A 17,095-nucleotide genomic window follows, 5' to 3' on the forward strand; every position below is an offset into this window, starting at 1 on the left:
GCATGCACATCATAAAGGCCCTCCTCATTTCGGGCTTAAGTTTTACAGCCGCCTGCACGTCAGGCGGCTTTGAACGTTCAGACGGCGACCCGTTTGCACCGGGTGTTGCGGGTGAATCCGATATCGACGGGCTGATCGTCGGGCACCGTTTGATGGCAGCCGGACAGTTTGAACTGGCGCTGAACGCCTACACCCGCGCAGCAGCCCAACAAGGGTTGAACCCCGATACATTGTCCGCCCTTGGGTCTGCGAACCTGCGATTGGGCCGACTTGGCCAAGCCGAACGGTGGCTACGCCGTGCCACCATCGAAGCACCAGAATTCGCGCCAGCATGGAACAATCTGGGCGTTATTCTGATGGAACAGGGCAAAACAGGCGAAGCAAGCGAGGCATTCCGTCGCGCTTTTGCCACGGATAACGGAAATTCGGACCAAATTCGGGACAACCTGCGCGCGGCGCTCGCAAAGTTAAACGACCCTTTCTATGCTCAATCACAAGAAAACCAACAATTTGAATTGGTGCGACGGGGTACAGGCGATTTCGCTCTCACAGCACCACTTTGAGGTAAGAGCAGTAAAAAGGACGCAAAAACATGCGCCACCCTATTCTTTTTCCGATGTGTATTGCCGCAATCGTGGCGCTGTCTGCGTGTGAAAAATCCGGCGATGCCGAAGTTCAACGCGCTTTGCAGGACCTGAACGTCGTTGACGAAACCAATTTGAACGATGTCTTCCTGACAGTCAGCGACCCCGACGAGGCGGTCAGCTACTTTTCCCGCGCCAACGAAAACGATCCGGGCCGGATTGATCTGATGCGCGGCCTTGCCAAATCTTACATCCGTGCAAAGCGCAGTTCTGAAGCCGTTTCCGCATGGGAAGCTGTGACAAGCCACGCTGACGCAGGCAACGAAGACCGCGTTGAACTGGCTGACGCCTATATCCGCACGAACCAGTGGGACAAGGCAGCCGCGACGCTGAATTCTATTCCACCGACCCACGAGACGTTCAAGCGCTACCGTCTTGAAGCGATCATCGCTGACAGCAACGAACAGTGGGAAAAAGCGGACAGCTTTTACCAGACGGCCGTTGGCCTGACGACGACCCCTGCAAGTGTTTATAACAACTGGGGTTATTCCAACCTGACACGTGGATCTTACCGTGATGCGGAACGTCTGTTCACAGATGCCCTGCGCCATGATCCACAATTGTTTACCGCCAAAAACAACATCGTTCTGGCCCGCGGCGCACAGCGCAACTACGATCTACCTGTGATCCCGATGACCCAGACCGAACGTGCGCAATTGCTGCACACAATGGCGCTGACGGCGATCAAACAGAACGACATCACCATCGGCAAAGGCCTGTTGCGTGAAGCGATCGACACCCATCCACAGCACTTCGAGGAAGCCACGCGTGCCCTGCGCGCCCTCGAAGATAACGTCGCCAACTAAGGTTTTCGCGACGTGGACGGTTTATCATCTTGGGCAGCGGCGTGGTTTCTCCTCGCCGCTGTTCCTATTTCAGGCTTTGTGATTTTCAGCGATCTGGCGCGGATGAAGATCCCGAATGTAGCGGTCGGTGCACTGGTCGCCAGCTATGCCGTGCTTGGGCTGATTGCATTGCCAATTGATCAATATCTTTGGCATTGGACCCATTTACCTGTTCTTTTGCTGGTCGGGATCATCTTGAACGCAGCGGGCGCGATGGGTGCTGGTGACGCGAAATTCATCGCCGCCGCAGGTCCGTTTATCGCCACGGCCGACATCCAACTGATGATCCCACTGTTTTCGGCCTGCTTGCTGGCAGGGTTCTTTGCGCATCGTTTGGCACGCATGTCCCCGATCCGCAAAGCGGTGCCCCATTGGGAAAGCTGGACAACTGGCAAGCGGTTTCCGATGGGTTTTCCGCTGGGCATGACGCTAGTCATTTATCTGCTGATGGTGCTGGTCTTGCGCTAAGCAATCACAAATGCCACCGAAAACCAGTCATTTGTTCATCATTTCGCCATAATACCCGTGTTGTTTGAACCCTAATTCACCCCGCCCAAACGGGGTGTTTCGTGCAGTCAGACAGCAGGCCCATTATGAACGTACATACCCAATCCGTTATGGCACCCCCCGCCCCCAAAGGGCTGGCAGGGATGCAATTGCCCATGTCGATGATGCGCGACATCCTGATCAAGACCATGTTCCGAATGAACCTCAATCAGGTTAGCGAACTCAGCCCTGTGATCTGTTTGCCGATCCCCGTTGTGCAAGAACTGGTCGATATGGCGCGGTCCCAACTGCTGCTGGAAGCGACAGGCACCATGTCTGCCACCGCTGGCAACGAAATGGGGTATCAGCTGACGGACGCCGGTAAATCCCGCGCATTGGATGCGCTGTCGCAGTCTGAATATTTCGGCGCGATGCCTGTTCCGCTGGAGGTGTATCGCGATCAGGTGCAACGCCAATCCATTCGAAACATTCAGGTATCGCGTGACCGTCTGACGTCCGCGATGGGCCATCTGATCCTGCCTGACGCCCTGCTGGACCAACTTGGGCCAGCGGTTGGTGCGGGACGTTCCGTGCTGATGTACGGACCACCGGGCAACGGTAAGTCATCGATTTCAAACGGTATTCGGGATGCGCTTGGCGACAAGATCTACGTGCCGCGCGCCATCGAATATTCAGGTCAGGTGATTACCGTCTATGACCCGATTGTGCACAACGCCGCCGAAGACGATGTCGATGACCCTAATTCGCTGCGCCGGACGTCGGGCCGTTTTGATACCCGCTACGTCAAATGCGAACGGCCAACCGTGATCACAGGTGGTGAACTTTCACTATCGATGCTTGATCTTGTCTATAATTCGACCGCGCGGACCTATCAGGCGCCTTTGCAGCTGAAATCCAGCGGTGGCATTTTCATCGTGGACGACCTTGGCCGTCAGGCTGAACCGCCGCAGGCATTGATTAACCGCTGGATCGTTCCGCTGGAAGAAAACAAAGATATTCTGGCCCTACAATCTGGTGAAAAGTTCGAAGTGCCATTCGACACGCTCGTGATTTTCTCGACCAACTTCCACCCGAACAAGATCTTCGATAAGGCGGCTTTGCGCCGGATTTTCTATAAGATCAAAATTGACGGGCCGGATCAGGCGGATTTCTTGAAAATCTTTGCGATGGTCGCCCGTAAGCGTCGGATGCCGTTGGACGAAGACACGTTGATCCACCTGCTGAACAACCGCTATCCGGAAATCGGCAACGCCTATGCGAACTATCAGCCGATCTTCCTCATCGACCAGATGATCGCGATTTGTGACTTTGAAGGTATTCCTTATCAGATGACACCAAAACTGGTGGATCGTGCATGGGAAAACATGTTCGTCAAAGAAGAAGACATTATCCACTAACGACGCGTCTTCATATCGCGAAAACAATGCATTCCAGCGGTCGCCCATTGCAGCCGCTGGCGTTTGCCATACCTTAAGCGCATGAGCGCCCTGCCCCCCCAATTCACCAACTGGTTCGCGCAACGCGGTTGGTCGATCCACCCGCATCAGCAAGACATGTTGGACCGCAAGGACCTGCCCGCGTTAATGCTGATTGCCCCGACTGGCGGCGGCAAAACACTGGCCGGTTTCCTGCCCACTTTGGTGGAACTAGCGGATGGCGGGCACGACGGGTTGCACACGTTGTATGTGTCACCGTTGAAAGCCTTAGCCGCTGATATCAAACGTAATTTGCGCACGCCGGTTGATGAAATGGACCTGCCGATCCGCATTGAGGACCGCACTGGCGACACGTCTTACACGCAAAAACGCAGGCAACGCGCTGACCCGCCACATATCCTGCTCACCACGCCGGAAAGCCTTGCGCTGCTGACATCCTACGAAGATGCGCCGCGCATGTTTAAGGGTGTCCAGCGCATTATCGTGGACGAAATTCACGCGCTCGCGGAAAGCAAACGCGGCGATCAGCTGATGCTTGCCCTATCCCGCTTGCAAGCCATGTCGCCCGATCTGCGCCGCGTTGGTCTGTCTGCGACGGTCGAGGACCCTGCCGCGATTGCGCATGAACTGGCCTGCCATCCTGATCCCTGCCCCATCTTGCATGCCGATCCCGGCCCTGCGCCTGACATCCAGATGCTTGTCACCGAAGAACAACCGCCATGGACCGGTGGTGGCGGCAAATACGCGATCCCTGCCGTCTTGGATCAGGTCAAAAAACACAACACGACGCTGATCTTTCACAACACCCGCGCGCAGGCCGAAATCTTTTTCCACAATCTTTGGCTTGCGAATGAAGAGGCGCTGCCGATTGGTATCCACCACGGATCATTGGATAAATCCCAACGCGAAAAGGTCGAAGCGGCCATGGTCGCCGGTAATCTGAAGGCGATTGTCTGCACCGGATCGCTTGATCTGGGCATTGACTGGGGCGACGTCGATCTGGTGATCCAAGTTGGTGCGCCTAAGAATGTGAAACGTCTGGTGCAGCGGATCGGACGCGCCAACCACCGCTATAATGCACCGTCCAAGGCGCTGCTTGTGCCTGCAAACAGGTTCGAAGTGGTCGAATGCGTCGCGGCGTTAGAGGCCGTGCATGCCCACGATCTGGACGGTGATCCAAAGGGCCCCGGTCCACGCGATGTTCTGTGCCAGCACATTCTGATCATCGCCTGTGCAGGGCCGTTCGATGTTGATGACCTGTACGCTGAAGTGAAGACCGTCGGCGCGTTTTCGGGTCTTTCGCGTCCTGATTTCGATGCCTGTTTCGATTTCTGCGCGACCGGTGGTTATGCGCTGCGGGCCTACGACAAATGGCAGCGACTGATGCAGCGGCCTGACGGGTTGTGGCAATTGCGCGATCCGCGTGCGGCACAGCGCATTCGTATGAACATCGGGACCATTCAGGACACCGAAACGCTAAAGGTCAAACTCAAGGGTAATTTCAAGGCGTTAGGCGAGATCGAAGAAAGCTTTGCCGCGACCCTGACCCCTGGTGATACGTTCCTGATCGGTGGGCAAATCGTGCGCTATGACAGCCTGAAAGAGCTGACAGTGCAGGTCACGCGGGACGCGGCTAAAACGCCCAAGATTGCGACATTCATGGGCACCAAATTCGCGACATCGACCCAACTGCAGGCCCGCATTCTGCGCATGTTCCAGCAGGACAGCTGGCCACAACTGCCTATGCACACCGCTGAATGGCTGCATCTGCAACGCGACATTTCCAAACTGCCCGAGGCGGATCGGATTCTTGTTGAAAGCATGTATTTCGACGACCGCCACTATACATGTGTCTACGGTTTTGCGGGGCGCAATGCGCAACAGACACTCGGTTTGCTTCTGACACAACGGATGGAACAGCTGGGCCTGCACCCCATGGGGTTTGTGGCGACCGATTATGCGACGCTGTTTTGGGGGCTGGATCCGGTCACTGATCCTGCCCCGTTATTTGATACGACGGCCATCACCGACGGCTTTGAGACATGGCTGGGTGGCAATGCTGTGATGAAGAAGACGTTTCGTGGGGCCGCGACGATTGCTGGGCTGATCGAACGGAATCTGCCGCAAAAACGCAAAACCGGAAGGCAGGCAACATTTTCCAGCGATATCCTGTATGACACGCTTTACAAATACGACCCTGACCACCTGATCCTGCAAATCACACGGGAGGAGGCGTTGCGCGGGCTTGTCGACTTTGGCCGGATCGCCGAGATGATGGAAAGGACTGCAGGCCGCATTGACCATGTCATTCTGGATCGTGTGTCGCCATTGTCTGCGCCCATGTTGTTAGAACGGGGCAAAGTGATGGTCGCAGGTAGCGCGCAGGATAAGCTGTTGGAAGACACTGCCGCATTGCTAATGGAAAGCGCAGGGTTAAGCCAACTGCCCCAATAACGCTTGCCAATCGCACGCCAGCGCGGCACTTCCATCGCTATGACCGCCCATGTTTTTACCTTCGCTGATCTGACGTTCCATGCCGAAGCCACCGGTGCGCTTTGGATCCCTGACCATCGTACCTTGGTTGTCTCTGACCTGCATTTGGGTAAATCGGACAGAATCGCGCGCCGAACTGGCACCTTAATCCCGCCATACGAAAACTTTGAAACGCTCAATCGGCTGGAAGCAGAGATCAACCGTCTCGATCCGCAGCAGGTCGTTTGTCTGGGCGATAGTTTTGATGATCTTCTCGGTGTCGATGCGCTGGATGAGGTGAATCAAGCGACGCTGCTGCGCCTACAAGCGGGACGCACGTGGGTGTGGATCGAAGGGAACCACGATCCGGGGCCCGTGGATCTAGGCGGTAGCCATCTAAGCGAAATGACTATCGGCACGGTGGCTTTTCGCCATATCGCCAGCGACGCGGTGCCCGAAGTATCCGGCCACTATCACCCAAAACACGGTGTCCCGGGAATGGGGCGGCTGAGGCCCTGTTTCGTCTACGATACCCAGCGTCTGATCCTGCCCGCTTTTGGGGCATACACCGGTGGGCTAAAGGTGTCAGATGCCGCGATACGTCAGCTCTTTAGCAAACAGGCGATCACTGTGTTAACTGGGTCTCGCGCTGTTCCCGTGCCTCTGGGATTAGTCCGGCGGCAACAAGGACGGGGCGGTAGGTTCGGCTAATCGGGACACGCACTCCCGTAGTCAATTCCAACAGTTCGCGGCGACCTTCGTAGATAATGCCTTTGACGTGCGCCTGACTGACCCAATGGGACCGGTGGGTGATATAGCCCATGACATCATCCATTTCGGCAATTGCGTCTGATAACCGCATCAATAGGCGCTGCTCGCTGCCGTCGGACAGGCCGACAAGCACATAGTGATCGTTCACGGTGAGGCGGGTGATAGCAAATTCGTTCGAACAAATCCCTAACCGACTGAATAAACGTGGTGGCAGCGGGGCTTCTTCAACAGGTTCATCACGTGGATCAACAAAGACAGGTTCCGGATTAATCAGCGCAAACAGCGCTGTGCATGTCCCCGTGGTCAGCAAAACCCAAGATGACAAAATAGCCAGCGAAATATTGTCTGCGCCCCATGATACGGGACCCAAATTCAAAAAGGTGAAAAGAATGGGGGAAAAGACGCCGCTAAAAATGAGGAAATCAATTGTCCGACTTTCGGCCAAAGACCGTCCTTCAAAGAAAGTCGCGGTCAAACTGTGGGTAATTGCTTTTGTGACATAGGCACCCACAAAAACGGGGCCCCAAAATAGCATTCGGGCCCCGACGCTTAAGTCCGAGAAACTGCCAAAGGGTCCCGCGAATGAAAAGAAAATGCACCCAAAAACGACCATCGAAAAAATGCGACCGTTCGTCAAAACTTTGGCAACTTGCCTTCCGAAATTTCGCAACACCTACCCCGTAACTAAAATCATAAAGCACAATTAATAGTCACTAGGTTAAGTTCTCGTATGGTGATCTCCAAGTCTAAATAATGTTAGTCGCCAAATTATCGTTACGTAACTTTATGCGGTCAGACCTTCAGGCTCTGCTAAACCATTGGCGCGACAGCATGCTGTCACGGTATTGGCCAGCAAACATGCGATCGTCATTGGGCCAACACCGCCCGGAACCGGGGTAATTGCACCCGCCACCGCAGCGCAGCTTTCGTAGTCAGCATCGCCAACCAAACGCGTCTTCGGTGTACCATCTTCCTTGAGACCTGCATCGATACGGTTAATGCCAACGTCAATAACGGTTGCACCTTCCTTGATCCAATCGCCGGGCACCATTTCAGGACGTCCGACTGCTGCGACAACAATATCCGCCTGCTTTACAGTTCCGGCCAAATCTTTTGTACGGCTATGTGCAATGGTCACCGTGCAGCTATCATTTAACAACAATTGCGCCATTGGTTTCCCGACAATATTTGACCGCCCGATAACGACGGCGTTCAAACCGGACAAAGAACCGTGATGTTCACGCAACATCATCAAGCAACCCAATGGCGTGCAAGGCACCATTGATTTCTGACCTGTACCAAGCAGGCCAACATTTGAAATGTGAAAACCATCCACATCTTTTGCTGGGTCAATTGAATTAATCACCAAATCACTGTCGAGGTGATCAGGCAAAGGCAATTGAACCAGAATACCGTGGACCGCTGGATCAGCATTCAAATCAGCAATCACTTTGAGCAACGCTTCTTCTGTCGTATCGACGTCCAATTTGTGCTCGTAGGAATTCATCCCGACCTCAACGGTCATTTTGCCCTTTGAACGGACGTAGACTTGGCTCGCCGGATCTTCGCCAACCAAGACCACAGCCAGACCCGGCGTGATCCCGTTCACTTCTTTCAGGCGGGCAACATGCTCGCCTACTTGGCCGCGGACTTTGGCCGCAAAGGCTTTTCCGTCGATTACAGTCGCAGTCATGTCATACCTCAGTCTTAGGAAATGTAAGGCGCTTTTGGGGGAAGTTTACCACGGTCGCAAGCACCTTTGGGATGGTGGGTGGGGCGTCGGCGCAGCCGCGCGTCGCCCCACCATTTTTTAAAACAGGCCTTCGATTTGGCCGTCAGCGTTCAAGTGAATCGCCTCCGCAGATGGGACACGTGGCAAGCCAGGCATCGTCATAATCTCACCGCAGATCACAACCACAAATCCCGCACCTGCACTCAAACGTACTTCGCGAACAGGAACAGAATGCCCAGTAGGCGCGCCGCGCACGGTCGGGTCTGTGGTGAATGAATACTGTGTTTTTGCCATGCAAATCGGCAGGTTACCGTATCCTTGATCTTCCCAGTCCTTCAACTGCGTCCGCAATTTCTGATCCATCAACACTTCATCGGCATGATAGATACGCTTTGCAATCGTATCGATTTTATCAAAAAGGCTCATGTCATCTGGGTAGATCGGCGCGAAATTCGAAATACCGGCCTCGGCGACCTCAGCAACCTTTTTCGCAAGGTCTTCAGACCCTTTTGATCCGAACTCCCAGTGCTGTGACAACACGGCTTCGGACCCTTGTGTCGCGACATAGTCTTTGACGGCTTGGACTTCCGCATCCGTATCCGTGACAAAGTGGTTAATCGCGACAACAACCGGCACGCCGAATGATTTCAGGTTTCCGATATGGCGACCAAGGTTGGCACACCCCGACTTCACTGCCTCAACATTCTCAGCGCCCAAATCTGCCTTTGCGACGCCGCCATTCATCTTCATGGCCCGGACCGTTGCAACAAGAACGACGCAATCCGGCGAAAGCCCCGCTTTGCGGCATTTGATGTTCAGGAATTTTTCTGCGCCCAAATCCGCGCCAAAGCCTGCTTCAGTCACAACGTAATCAGCAATTTTCAACGCCGTAGTCGTCGCCGTAACCGAATTGCAGCCATGTGCGATATTCGCAAACGGGCCGCCGTGGACAAAAGCAGGATTATTCTCCAGCGTTTGCACAAGGTTTGGCTGCATCGCGTCTTTCAACAGGACAGTCATTGCACCGTCAGCCTTGATATCACGACAGAAAACCGGAGACCGATCCCGACGATAGGCCACAATCATATCGCCCAAACGGTTTTGCAAATCTTCAAGATTTTTGGCCAAGCACAGGATCGCCATCACTTCTGATGCAACCGTGATGTCAAACCCGCCTTCACGTGGGAAACCGTTTGCAACACCGCCAAGGTTCACATTGATCTGGCGCAGGGCCCGATCGTTCATATCCAATACGCGACGCCAAGCAACGCGGCGAATGTCGATTTCTAGCGAATTGCCCCAGTATACGTGATTATCGAGCATCGCGGCCAACAAATTGTGGGCCGAAGTAATCGCGTGGAAATCACCTGTAAAATGCAGGTTCATGTCTTCCATAGGGACAACTTGCGCCATCCCACCGCCAGCAGCCCCACCTTTCATACCAAAGTTTGGCCCAAGCGACGCCTCGCGGATACAAACAGCGGCCTTTTTGCCGATCCGGTTTAAACCATCGCCCAACCCGACAGTCGTCGTCGTCTTACCTTCGCCCGCAGGGGTCGGATTGATCGCGGTCACGAGGACAAGTTTACCGTTTGGCCGATCTTGAACGGAATCGATGAAAGATTGGCTAACTTTCGCTTTGTCGTGGCCGTAGGGCAGCAGATCGTCGCTGCTAATGCCTAACTTCGCGCCGATTTCTTGAATCGGTTGTTTGACTGCTTCGCGTGCAATCTCGATATCCGTCTTATAAGCCATGGTGCCTCCCTGATGCGCGGGCAACTGCCCGTGTTCTAAATCGCTTCTATCGATCGGCAAAGAAGATCAGCACCGCGATTGCGACATAACGCCTGCCGGAATCGTCGGTTTCATGGAGGATCGTTTCGGATTGGAAACCTTAGCCTTCAAAAAGGTCCGGTTGGGCCATCCACGCGCGCTGATCAGGGACATGCAAGGTCAACGTGTCGCCCAACCGCAATGTGCCCTCGCGTTCGACCCAGGCGGTGACCCCGCGCATACCAGCGGCGGCCGCTTTGAACGCTTTCCCATGGCCCGGTTTCGCCGCCTCAATTGTCTTGGCGGGAAAGATACAAGGCCTGTTTTGCATGTCGACGGTCAGGGTCACCCCGTCTTGCGACTGCAATCGTGATGATGGCGGCACATGCGAAAAATCCGGTATGCCGTCCACCACGATTGATGCGCCCAACCAAGCGGGATCAATCGCATCCAAACCCAACGCCGCTGCGATCTTTGCTAGTTCTGACGCGCACACGATGCTGATTTGACGGGTATTCCGGATTTCGGTGTCACGCGGGTATTGAGACAAAACACGACTGCACGACGGACGGGTTAACCCTGCATGAACTTCGTTCTTCGCACCGGCAAAGGTCAACGGCATGTCTTGCAGCGCGTTGGTTTGAATCTCCGGCGTTGCCCGATTGGGCACCGACCCGAGCCACGTAATTTTTCCTGAAAATGATGTGGGGGTCAGTGCTGGCATTTGCGGTCTCCATTTTCGGACATGAAGACCAAGCCACTCAGAAAACACAACCCTTAGAAATGAAAAACCCCGCCACTGGGGCGGGGTCAATTCGTTTGCTTAGACTGACGGTTCAGGTTCCATACCACCGTCATTCGACTTTGGCTTTTTCGGCTTCGTCTTTGGAATTGCCGTCACTGAATTACCGTCACTTGGCGGCGTATCATCCGCATCATCACCGCGATTCAGCGCCTCACCAGCGATCACGCGTGTGATTTCATTGCCGGTAAGTGTTTCATATTCCAGCAGACCTTGCGCCAACCGTTCCAGATCATCCGCTTTTTCAGTCAGGATCCGCTTTGCAGTTTCGTAGCCTTCGTCAATGAAGCGGCGCACCTCTTCATCGATTGTCTTCTGGGTTTCGGCGGAATGGCTTGTCGCGCCTGCATAATTCCCAAGATGGCTTTGCTGTTCATTTGCGTAATCGATGTGACCGATTTTTTCAGAGAACCCGAATTGTGTCACCATAGCGCGGGCGATCTTGGACACCTGCTGGATGTCAGACGTCGCGCCGGACGTGACATTTTCTGGTCCAAAGATCAGTTCCTCTGCAACTTTACCGCCCATCGCCATCGCAATTTTGGAGGTGTATTTGGTGTAGCTGACAGACAGCTGATCGCGTTCAGGCAAGGACAACACCAAGCCCAACGCACGACCGCGTGGAATGATCGTGGCCTTGTGAATCGGATCGTGCTGCGGAACGTTCAACCCGACAATCGCGTGTCCGGCTTCGTGGTATGCCGTCAATTTCTTTTCGTCTTCCGTCATGACCATCGACCGACGCTCTGCGCCCATCATGACCTTATCTTTGGCGGATTCGAAGTCGATCATTGTGACAAAGCGGCGACCGACACGCGCCGCCATCAAAGCGGATTCGTTAACCAGGTTCGCAAGGTCAGCACCTGAGAAACCAGGTGTCCCCCGCGCAATGATGCGCAGATCAACATCAGGACCAAGCGGAACCTTGCGCGCATGCACGCCCAAGATCTTTTCGCGACCTTTGATATCAGGGTTGGGTACCTGAACCTGACGGTCAAAACGGCCCGGACGCAGCAACGCTGGATCAAGAACATCAGGACGGTTTGTCGCCGCGACGATGATGATGCCTTCGTTTGCTTCGAAACCATCCATCTCCACCAGCAACTGGTTCAATGTCTGTTCACGTTCATCGTTTCCGCCGCCGTAACCAGCGCCACGGGACCGGCCAACCGCATCGATTTCGTCAATAAACACGATGCAAGGAGCGTTCTTTTTCCCCTGTTCGAACATGTCACGGACACGAGACGCACCGACGCCAACGAACATTTCGACAAAGTCGGAACCAGAAATAGTGAAGAAAGGTACCCCAGCTTCGCCCGCAATTGCACGCGCCAGCAGCGTTTTACCAGTCCCCGGAGGGCCCACAAGCAGCGCACCCTTTGGAATTTTGCCGCCCAAACGAGAAAACTTCTGTGGATTGCGCAGGAATTCTACGATTTCTTCCAGCTCTTCTTTCGCTTCATCAATACCGGCAACATCGTCAAACGTGACGCGACCATGCTTCTCTGTCAGCAGCTTTGCCTTGGATTTCCCGAAACCCATCGCCCCGCCTTTGCCGCCACCTTGCATGCGATTCATGAAATAAATCCACACACCGATCAGCAAAGCAAAAGGCAACAAACCGATCAGGAATGATTGAAGGCCTGACTGTTCCTGCGCCCGCGCAGCAACAGGAATATCGTTGGCGATCAGAAGGTCAGTAACCTCTGCGTCGCGCGGCATGATGGCCACATATTCTTGACCGTTCGTACCACGGTAGCGGATTTGTTCACCATCAAGCGTGACCTGCGCCACAGAACCGCCTTCGACGGACGTGACAAATTCTGAATAGCTCTTCGTATTCGACATGCTTGAACTTTGCCCGCCAGAAAACAGGCTGAATAAAGCCATCACCAGCAGAAAAAGAACGACCCAGAATACAAGATTGCGTGCGTTGCCCAAGGCGACACTCCTTACAAATCGGAAAATCGGCACCGACAGAGTCGGGCCGAAGCGTTAAAGGTAAAATAGACGTTCACGCCGAGACTTCAATGACCTGACCCCGAACTTGGCAAATCAGCGACAATCTGTAACGACCATGCATTCGAAAAACCCGCCAACGGGGCCGAAACGAGCGTATCGCTGCGCCAAATCGCAGGGCTAGACCGCAACGATGCCCTTGGAAGGCGGGTTTGACGCCAGTTTGGGCAGTCATCGACGGCATCACCCAACGCTGCGATGTGGATGTCGTCTGCATGTGGCCCGTCCAGCCGCCACCGACCGTCCCAGATTTCGTCCGTTTTGGCGACACGATGCTGCACTGCACGATATTCGCGCGCAAATCGGACCATGCCCCAGCCATAGGATAGCTTGCAGCCCGCGACGGTCGCGTCCTCACCACGCTGCAGTCGCCGCAATGCTTCGATCTGTTCAGTGCGGCGCGGCGTGGCTTCGCCACTGTTGAGCGTGCGCATAGTGGCGAGCACCAATCGCCGTGCACCTTCGCGCCCTATCTTGGCCAGCACATCCTGCCGCAACAGGTAGTCCCCTTGATCCTCGATGACATGTTCCGCCAAAAGATCATGCGTCGAAAGATCCAGCGTTTCCGCAATTTGTAACATGTTTTCAGCAACTTGTGAAAACGCGGTTAACGGAATACCGGCTTCCTCCAATGGCCTAAGAAGTTGCCGGACCCTAATCCGTTGAAAACGGGGATCTTCGTTAGACGGATCATCAATCCAATTCTGGCCAGCGGTTCTTAATCCTTCTCGCAGTGTAGCCCGCGACATCCCCAGGAATGGCCGCAGGAACGCAACGCCGTGTTTGACGGTTCGAAATGGCATGCCTGACAGGCCTTCGGGGCCTGCGCCGCGCCCAAGCGCCATGAGAATCGTCTCGGCCTGATCATCCAACGTATGTCCTAACAAAACGTGTTGAATGTCCTGCGACTGCGCCCAATCAGCCAACAACCTGTAGCGGGCATCACGAGCGGCGGCCTGAAGGTTGCCGATGGCGCCCGTACCCTGCCACGACAATGTCGTGTGATGGATGTTTCGCGCGGCACACAACGTCGCGACGAATTCGCATTCGCTTGTCGCTTCTTTTCTTAGACCATGGTTAACCGACGCGGCATATATCCGCGTGGTGCTGTCTGAAAAAGCAGCATGCACCGCCGATAAAAGTGCGACAGAATCGCCCCCGCCAGAAACTGCAACGCCGATTTTCGGCAATTTCGATAGAAGCTTTACGATTTCTTCAGGAAGTTCAGGCAGCATGCCGTCACGAGCAACCCAAATTGCGCATTGCCGACTGTGATTCAAGGACGCTTGGATCGCCGGGGAAGCGCAAGCCAACTTCAGCGAGTGTTATGCAACCATCTTGAACCTGCCCCACAGCACCCAAAGCAACACCAAGCTTTAGCAACGCTTCTGGCGCGTATTGGCCCTGTGGATTACCCGAAAACGCCTGCAGATATGCACGTGCTGCGGCGGTTGTGTCGCCAAGACCGTCAAGCGCTTTACCACGCAGCAATTCCGCTTGCTGACTTACTGGGCTGCCCGGGTAGGTCGCGTTGAAGGTCGCAAGGAGGTCAGCGGCGCTGCGAAAGTCACCTTGTGCGAGCGCCTCCTGCGCCCGCTCAAAATCAGCCTGTTCGCCAACGGCCAAAGCAGGGCCACCTGTCGCAGGGGCCGGTGTCGCCGCCGGAACATTCGCCCCGTTATCAACGCCACCCAAGGATGGCGTGTCGCCTAACTGCCCGATATCGCAACCTTCTTCGAGTTCACACAGACGAAATTCAAGATCACCGATGCGATTGGTTCCATCGACCGTGATACGGTTAACGCGAAATTCGAGTTCCTCGGTTTTGGAGGTCAGCCGCTGCAATTCCGCTTCGATTGCGTTTAGGCGATCAAGCGGCGTGTTCCCTGCAGTACCGGTTGTCAGGGCACCTGTCGTCGACAGCTCCCCTTTCAACCCATTGATATCACTATAAAGCACAGAAAGTTGCTGGCGAATGTCCGCCAGTGTTCCATCCTGTGCGAAAGCCGTCAAAGGCGTGATAGCAATAACTGTCGCGATAGTCAGAAAACGCCGCATTGTCTTTTCCTTAACTCGTGCCGCCAGCTGCGATCACAGTCACAGCACGGCGGTTCTGCGAATAACAGGCCTCGGTCGCGCAAACCTCAATCGGGCGTTCTTTCCCGTAGGAAATCACCCGCAAGCGCGTCGATGGAACGCCTTGCGACACAAGATATTCACGCACCGCGTTTGCACGGCGATTTCCAAGCGCGAGGTTATATTCCCGCGTGCCCTGCTCATCGGCGTGGCCTTCAATAATCGCCTGATAATCCGCGTTTGTTTTCAACCAGTTCGCTTGACCGTTCAATGTCTGCTGTCCAGCCGCAGTCAAGGTAGAGCTATCCACGACGAACAAGACGCGATCACCAATTGTCTGTGTAAAGTACAGCGGGCTTTGCGGATCATTCGCGCCGGTTGGCGCAACGGGTGCGACCAATGGCGCACCTGTGTTCGCACCTGCACCAGCGCCCGCATCCGCACCACCGCTGCCGCCAAAGCGATCAGGGTTCGTACACGCCGCCGTAGCCAAAATCAGCGTCGCCAGCGCAGCCTTCTTCAAAAATACCATATGCCCGTTCCTATTATTCTTGGTTTGTTGGCGCGATCTTAACATGTGTTTCGCATCATGTGAATCACGCTTTGTTTTATGGCTGTAATGGACCCCATGTAGGGTCAGATGCGCCGCCTTGGACTGGTACGGCTTGTAAATTGCGCCCTGAAACATCGACAGAGTACAGGGACGACGTCCCACCGGCGCCCAATGTTTCACGGAAAAACATGATGACGCGCCCATTCGGTGACCATGTGGGGCCTTCGTCCAAAGGTGACGCGGTCAAAAGGCGTTCTTCGCTGCCGTCAGTACGCATCACGCCGATGTGGAACCGGCCTGCGTTTTGTTTTGTAAAGGCGATCAGATCGCCCCGCGGTGACCAAACGGGTGTGCCATATCGACCTTCGCCAAAGGAAATGCGCTGCGCATCACCGCCATTTGCGGACATGATGTAAAGCTGCGGCGCGCCCGAACGGTCGCTTTCAAACACGATTTGGCTGCCATCGGGGCTAAACGACGGTGCCGTTTCAATCGAAGGGGCAGAGGTCAACCGCGTGTGCGCACCGCTGGCCAAGTCCGTCCGGTAAAGATCCGTGTTGCCGCCATTCGCGAGGCTATAAATCACTTGTGTCCCGTCACGTGAAAAGCGCGGCGAAAACGCCATTTCGCCTTCAGCGGTAGGAAGCTGCCGTTTTCCAACATTTGCTACGTCCAAAACGTTAATGCGCGGGAAGCCGGATTCATACGATGTATACAGGACCCGATCGCCTGTCGGACTGAAACGTGGCGCCAAAACAATCGCGCTGCTGTCCGTTAAGAATTGAACGTTCGCACCGTCATAATCCATGATCGCGAGCCGTTTGGCACGGTTATCTTTTGGCCCAGCTTCGGCCACATAAACCACGCGACTGTCGAAATATCCGCCTTCACCTGTGATCCGCGAATAGGCTGCATCGGCCACTTTGTGGGCCATACGCCGCCAGCCCGGCACGGTGCCTGCGAACTGCAAACCGCCGCCCAATTCAGCACCAGAGAACACATCATATAGCCGGAATTTCACCGTCAGGTTCTGCCCGCTGACCGTCACGGCCCCTTTAATCAAGGCCTGCGCGTTGATGGCGCGCCAGTCAGGATAGGACACTGGCTGCGAAAACGAAGCTTCTTGCGCGATAAAGGCAGACGACGGAATTTCGCGGAACAGACCCGTCCCGGTCAAGTCAGCCGCAACAAGGCGCGTGATATCGGCGGCGACCTGTGCGGCCTCCGGGTTTTCGGCCTCGAACGCGGGCACGGCGAACGGCAACGGTTCGATCACACCATCAGTAATGGTTAATCGCAGTGGACCATCTTGCGCCACAACGGGGGCCGCTAGCCCGCCGGACAAGGCCGCCGCTAGCAAAATGGTCAATAGTCGTTTCATGCTCTCGCCTCATTTTCGATAGGTGCGCCTGCACCTTCGTCTTAACTATTACACGCGTCACGGGGAAAAGGTTCCTGCCCCCCT

The 17,095-nt window shown here is 55.0% G+C and carries 15 protein-coding genes; 6 read left to right on the top strand and 9 right to left on the bottom strand.

Annotation, left to right across the window (positions count from 1 at the left end):
- Positions 1–2 precede the first annotated feature (2 nt).
- The 6 genes from K3729_16265 to pdeM all read left to right on the top strand — a co-directional run bounded on the left by K3729_16265 (position 3) and on the right by pdeM (position 6,615).
- A complete protein-coding gene (locus K3729_16265; protein ID UWQ98946.1) occupies positions 3–563 on the top strand; it encodes a tetratricopeptide repeat protein in 561 nt (186 codons plus the stop codon).
- A gap of 29 nt (positions 564–592) precedes the next feature.
- The gene (locus K3729_16270) at positions 593–1,450 is read left to right on the top strand and encodes a tetratricopeptide repeat protein (protein ID UWQ98947.1); all 858 of its coding nucleotides are present in this window, start codon (positions 593–595) and stop codon (positions 1,448–1,450) included.
- 12 nt (positions 1,451–1,462) lie between these two features.
- Positions 1,463–1,957, top strand: coding sequence for a prepilin peptidase (locus tag K3729_16275; protein ID UWQ98948.1), 495 nt, complete (start codon positions 1,463–1,465; stop codon positions 1,955–1,957).
- A gap of 125 nt (positions 1,958–2,082) precedes the next feature.
- Positions 2,083–3,393, top strand: coding sequence for an ATPase (locus K3729_16280; GenBank protein UWQ98949.1), 1,311 nt, complete (start codon positions 2,083–2,085; stop codon positions 3,391–3,393).
- An 81-nt stretch (positions 3,394–3,474) separates the two neighbouring features.
- Positions 3,475–5,886, top strand: coding sequence for a ligase-associated DNA damage response DEXH box helicase (locus K3729_16285; GenBank protein ID UWQ98950.1), 2,412 nt, complete (start codon positions 3,475–3,477; stop codon positions 5,884–5,886).
- A 39-nt stretch (positions 5,887–5,925) separates the two neighbouring features.
- A complete protein-coding gene (pdeM, locus tag K3729_16290; GenBank protein UWQ98951.1) occupies positions 5,926–6,615 on the top strand; it encodes a ligase-associated DNA damage response endonuclease PdeM in 690 nt (229 codons plus the stop codon).
- On the opposite strand, the gene K3729_16295 is transcribed toward pdeM, so the two are convergent.
- From K3729_16295 to tolB, 9 genes are all read right to left on the bottom strand, one after another.
- Positions 6,530–7,210, bottom strand: a complete 681-nt coding sequence (locus tag K3729_16295) for a LytTR family transcriptional regulator (GenBank protein ID UWQ98952.1) — start codon at positions 7,208–7,210, stop codon at positions 6,530–6,532. The genes pdeM and K3729_16295 overlap by 86 nt on opposite strands.
- Positions 7,211–7,459: 249 nt before the next feature.
- On the bottom strand, positions 7,460–8,368 hold the full coding sequence (gene folD / locus K3729_16300) for a bifunctional methylenetetrahydrofolate dehydrogenase/methenyltetrahydrofolate cyclohydrolase FolD (protein ID UWQ98953.1): 909 nt from the start codon (positions 8,366–8,368) through the stop codon (positions 7,460–7,462).
- 117 nt (positions 8,369–8,485) lie between these two features.
- Positions 8,486–10,162 (bottom strand): formate--tetrahydrofolate ligase, encoded by a 1,677-nt coding sequence (locus K3729_16305; protein ID UWQ98954.1) that lies wholly within the window; start codon positions 10,160–10,162, stop codon positions 8,486–8,488.
- Between the two features lie 139 nt (positions 10,163–10,301).
- Complete coding sequence (locus tag K3729_16310) at positions 10,302–10,904, bottom strand: MOSC domain-containing protein (GenBank protein ID UWQ98955.1); 603 nt, start codon at positions 10,902–10,904, stop codon at positions 10,302–10,304.
- A 99-nt stretch (positions 10,905–11,003) separates the two neighbouring features.
- Positions 11,004–12,923, bottom strand: coding sequence for an ATP-dependent zinc metalloprotease FtsH (ftsH, locus tag K3729_16315; protein ID UWQ98956.1), 1,920 nt, complete (start codon positions 12,921–12,923; stop codon positions 11,004–11,006).
- Positions 12,924–13,009: 86 nt separating this feature from the next.
- Positions 13,010–14,236: a tRNA lysidine(34) synthetase TilS gene (gene tilS / locus K3729_16320; protein ID UWQ98957.1), complete on the bottom strand. Its 1,227-nt coding sequence runs from the start codon at positions 14,234–14,236 to the stop codon at positions 13,010–13,012.
- 4 nt (positions 14,237–14,240) lie between these two features.
- Complete coding sequence (gene bamD / locus K3729_16325) at positions 14,241–15,059, bottom strand: outer membrane protein assembly factor BamD (protein ID UWQ98958.1); 819 nt, start codon at positions 15,057–15,059, stop codon at positions 14,241–14,243.
- Between the two features lie 10 nt (positions 15,060–15,069).
- Positions 15,070–15,609 carry a peptidoglycan-associated lipoprotein Pal gene (pal, locus tag K3729_16330; GenBank protein UWQ98959.1) on the bottom strand — a complete coding sequence of 180 codons (540 nt, stop codon included), beginning with the start codon at positions 15,607–15,609 and terminating at the stop codon, positions 15,070–15,072.
- Between the two features lie 76 nt (positions 15,610–15,685).
- Positions 15,686–17,011, bottom strand: a complete 1,326-nt coding sequence (gene tolB / locus K3729_16335; GenBank protein ID UWQ98960.1) for a Tol-Pal system beta propeller repeat protein TolB — start codon at positions 17,009–17,011, stop codon at positions 15,686–15,688.
- Positions 17,012–17,095: the final 84 nt, after the last annotated feature.

Source organism: Rhodobacteraceae bacterium S2214, assembly GCA_025141675.1.
GTDB lineage: Bacteria > Pseudomonadota > Alphaproteobacteria > Rhodobacterales > Rhodobacteraceae > Yoonia.

Excerpts from the sequence above, each read along its gene's own strand:
- tilS (UWQ98957.1), bottom strand. The coding sequence starts at position 14,236 with ATGCTGCCTGAACTTCCTGAAGAAATCGTAAAGCTTCTATCGAAATTG.
- K3729_16310 (UWQ98955.1), bottom strand. The coding sequence starts at position 10,904 with ATGCCAGCACTGACCCCCACATCATTTTCAGGAAAAATTACGTGGCTC.
- pdeM (UWQ98951.1), top strand. The coding sequence starts at position 5,926 with ATGACCGCCCATGTTTTTACCTTCGCTGATCTGACGTTCCATGCCGAA.
- pal (UWQ98959.1), bottom strand. The coding sequence starts at position 15,609 with ATGGTATTTTTGAAGAAGGCTGCGCTGGCGACGCTGATTTTGGCTACG.
- K3729_16270 (UWQ98947.1), top strand. The coding sequence starts at position 593 with ATGCGCCACCCTATTCTTTTTCCGATGTGTATTGCCGCAATCGTGGCG.
- K3729_16265 (UWQ98946.1), top strand. The coding sequence starts at position 3 with ATGCACATCATAAAGGCCCTCCTCATTTCGGGCTTAAGTTTTACAGCC.
- bamD (UWQ98958.1), bottom strand. The coding sequence starts at position 15,059 with ATGCGGCGTTTTCTGACTATCGCGACAGTTATTGCTATCACGCCTTTG.
- K3729_16280 (UWQ98949.1), top strand. The coding sequence starts at position 2,083 with ATGAACGTACATACCCAATCCGTTATGGCACCCCCCGCCCCCAAAGGG.
- tolB (UWQ98960.1), bottom strand. The coding sequence starts at position 17,011 with ATGAAACGACTATTGACCATTTTGCTAGCGGCGGCCTTGTCCGGCGGG.
- K3729_16285 (UWQ98950.1), top strand. The coding sequence starts at position 3,475 with ATGAGCGCCCTGCCCCCCCAATTCACCAACTGGTTCGCGCAACGCGGT.
- folD (UWQ98953.1), bottom strand. The coding sequence starts at position 8,368 with ATGACTGCGACTGTAATCGACGGAAAAGCCTTTGCGGCCAAAGTCCGC.
- K3729_16305 (UWQ98954.1), bottom strand. The coding sequence starts at position 10,162 with ATGGCTTATAAGACGGATATCGAGATTGCACGCGAAGCAGTCAAACAA.
- K3729_16295 (UWQ98952.1), bottom strand. The coding sequence starts at position 7,210 with ATGCTATTTTGGGGCCCCGTTTTTGTGGGTGCCTATGTCACAAAAGCA.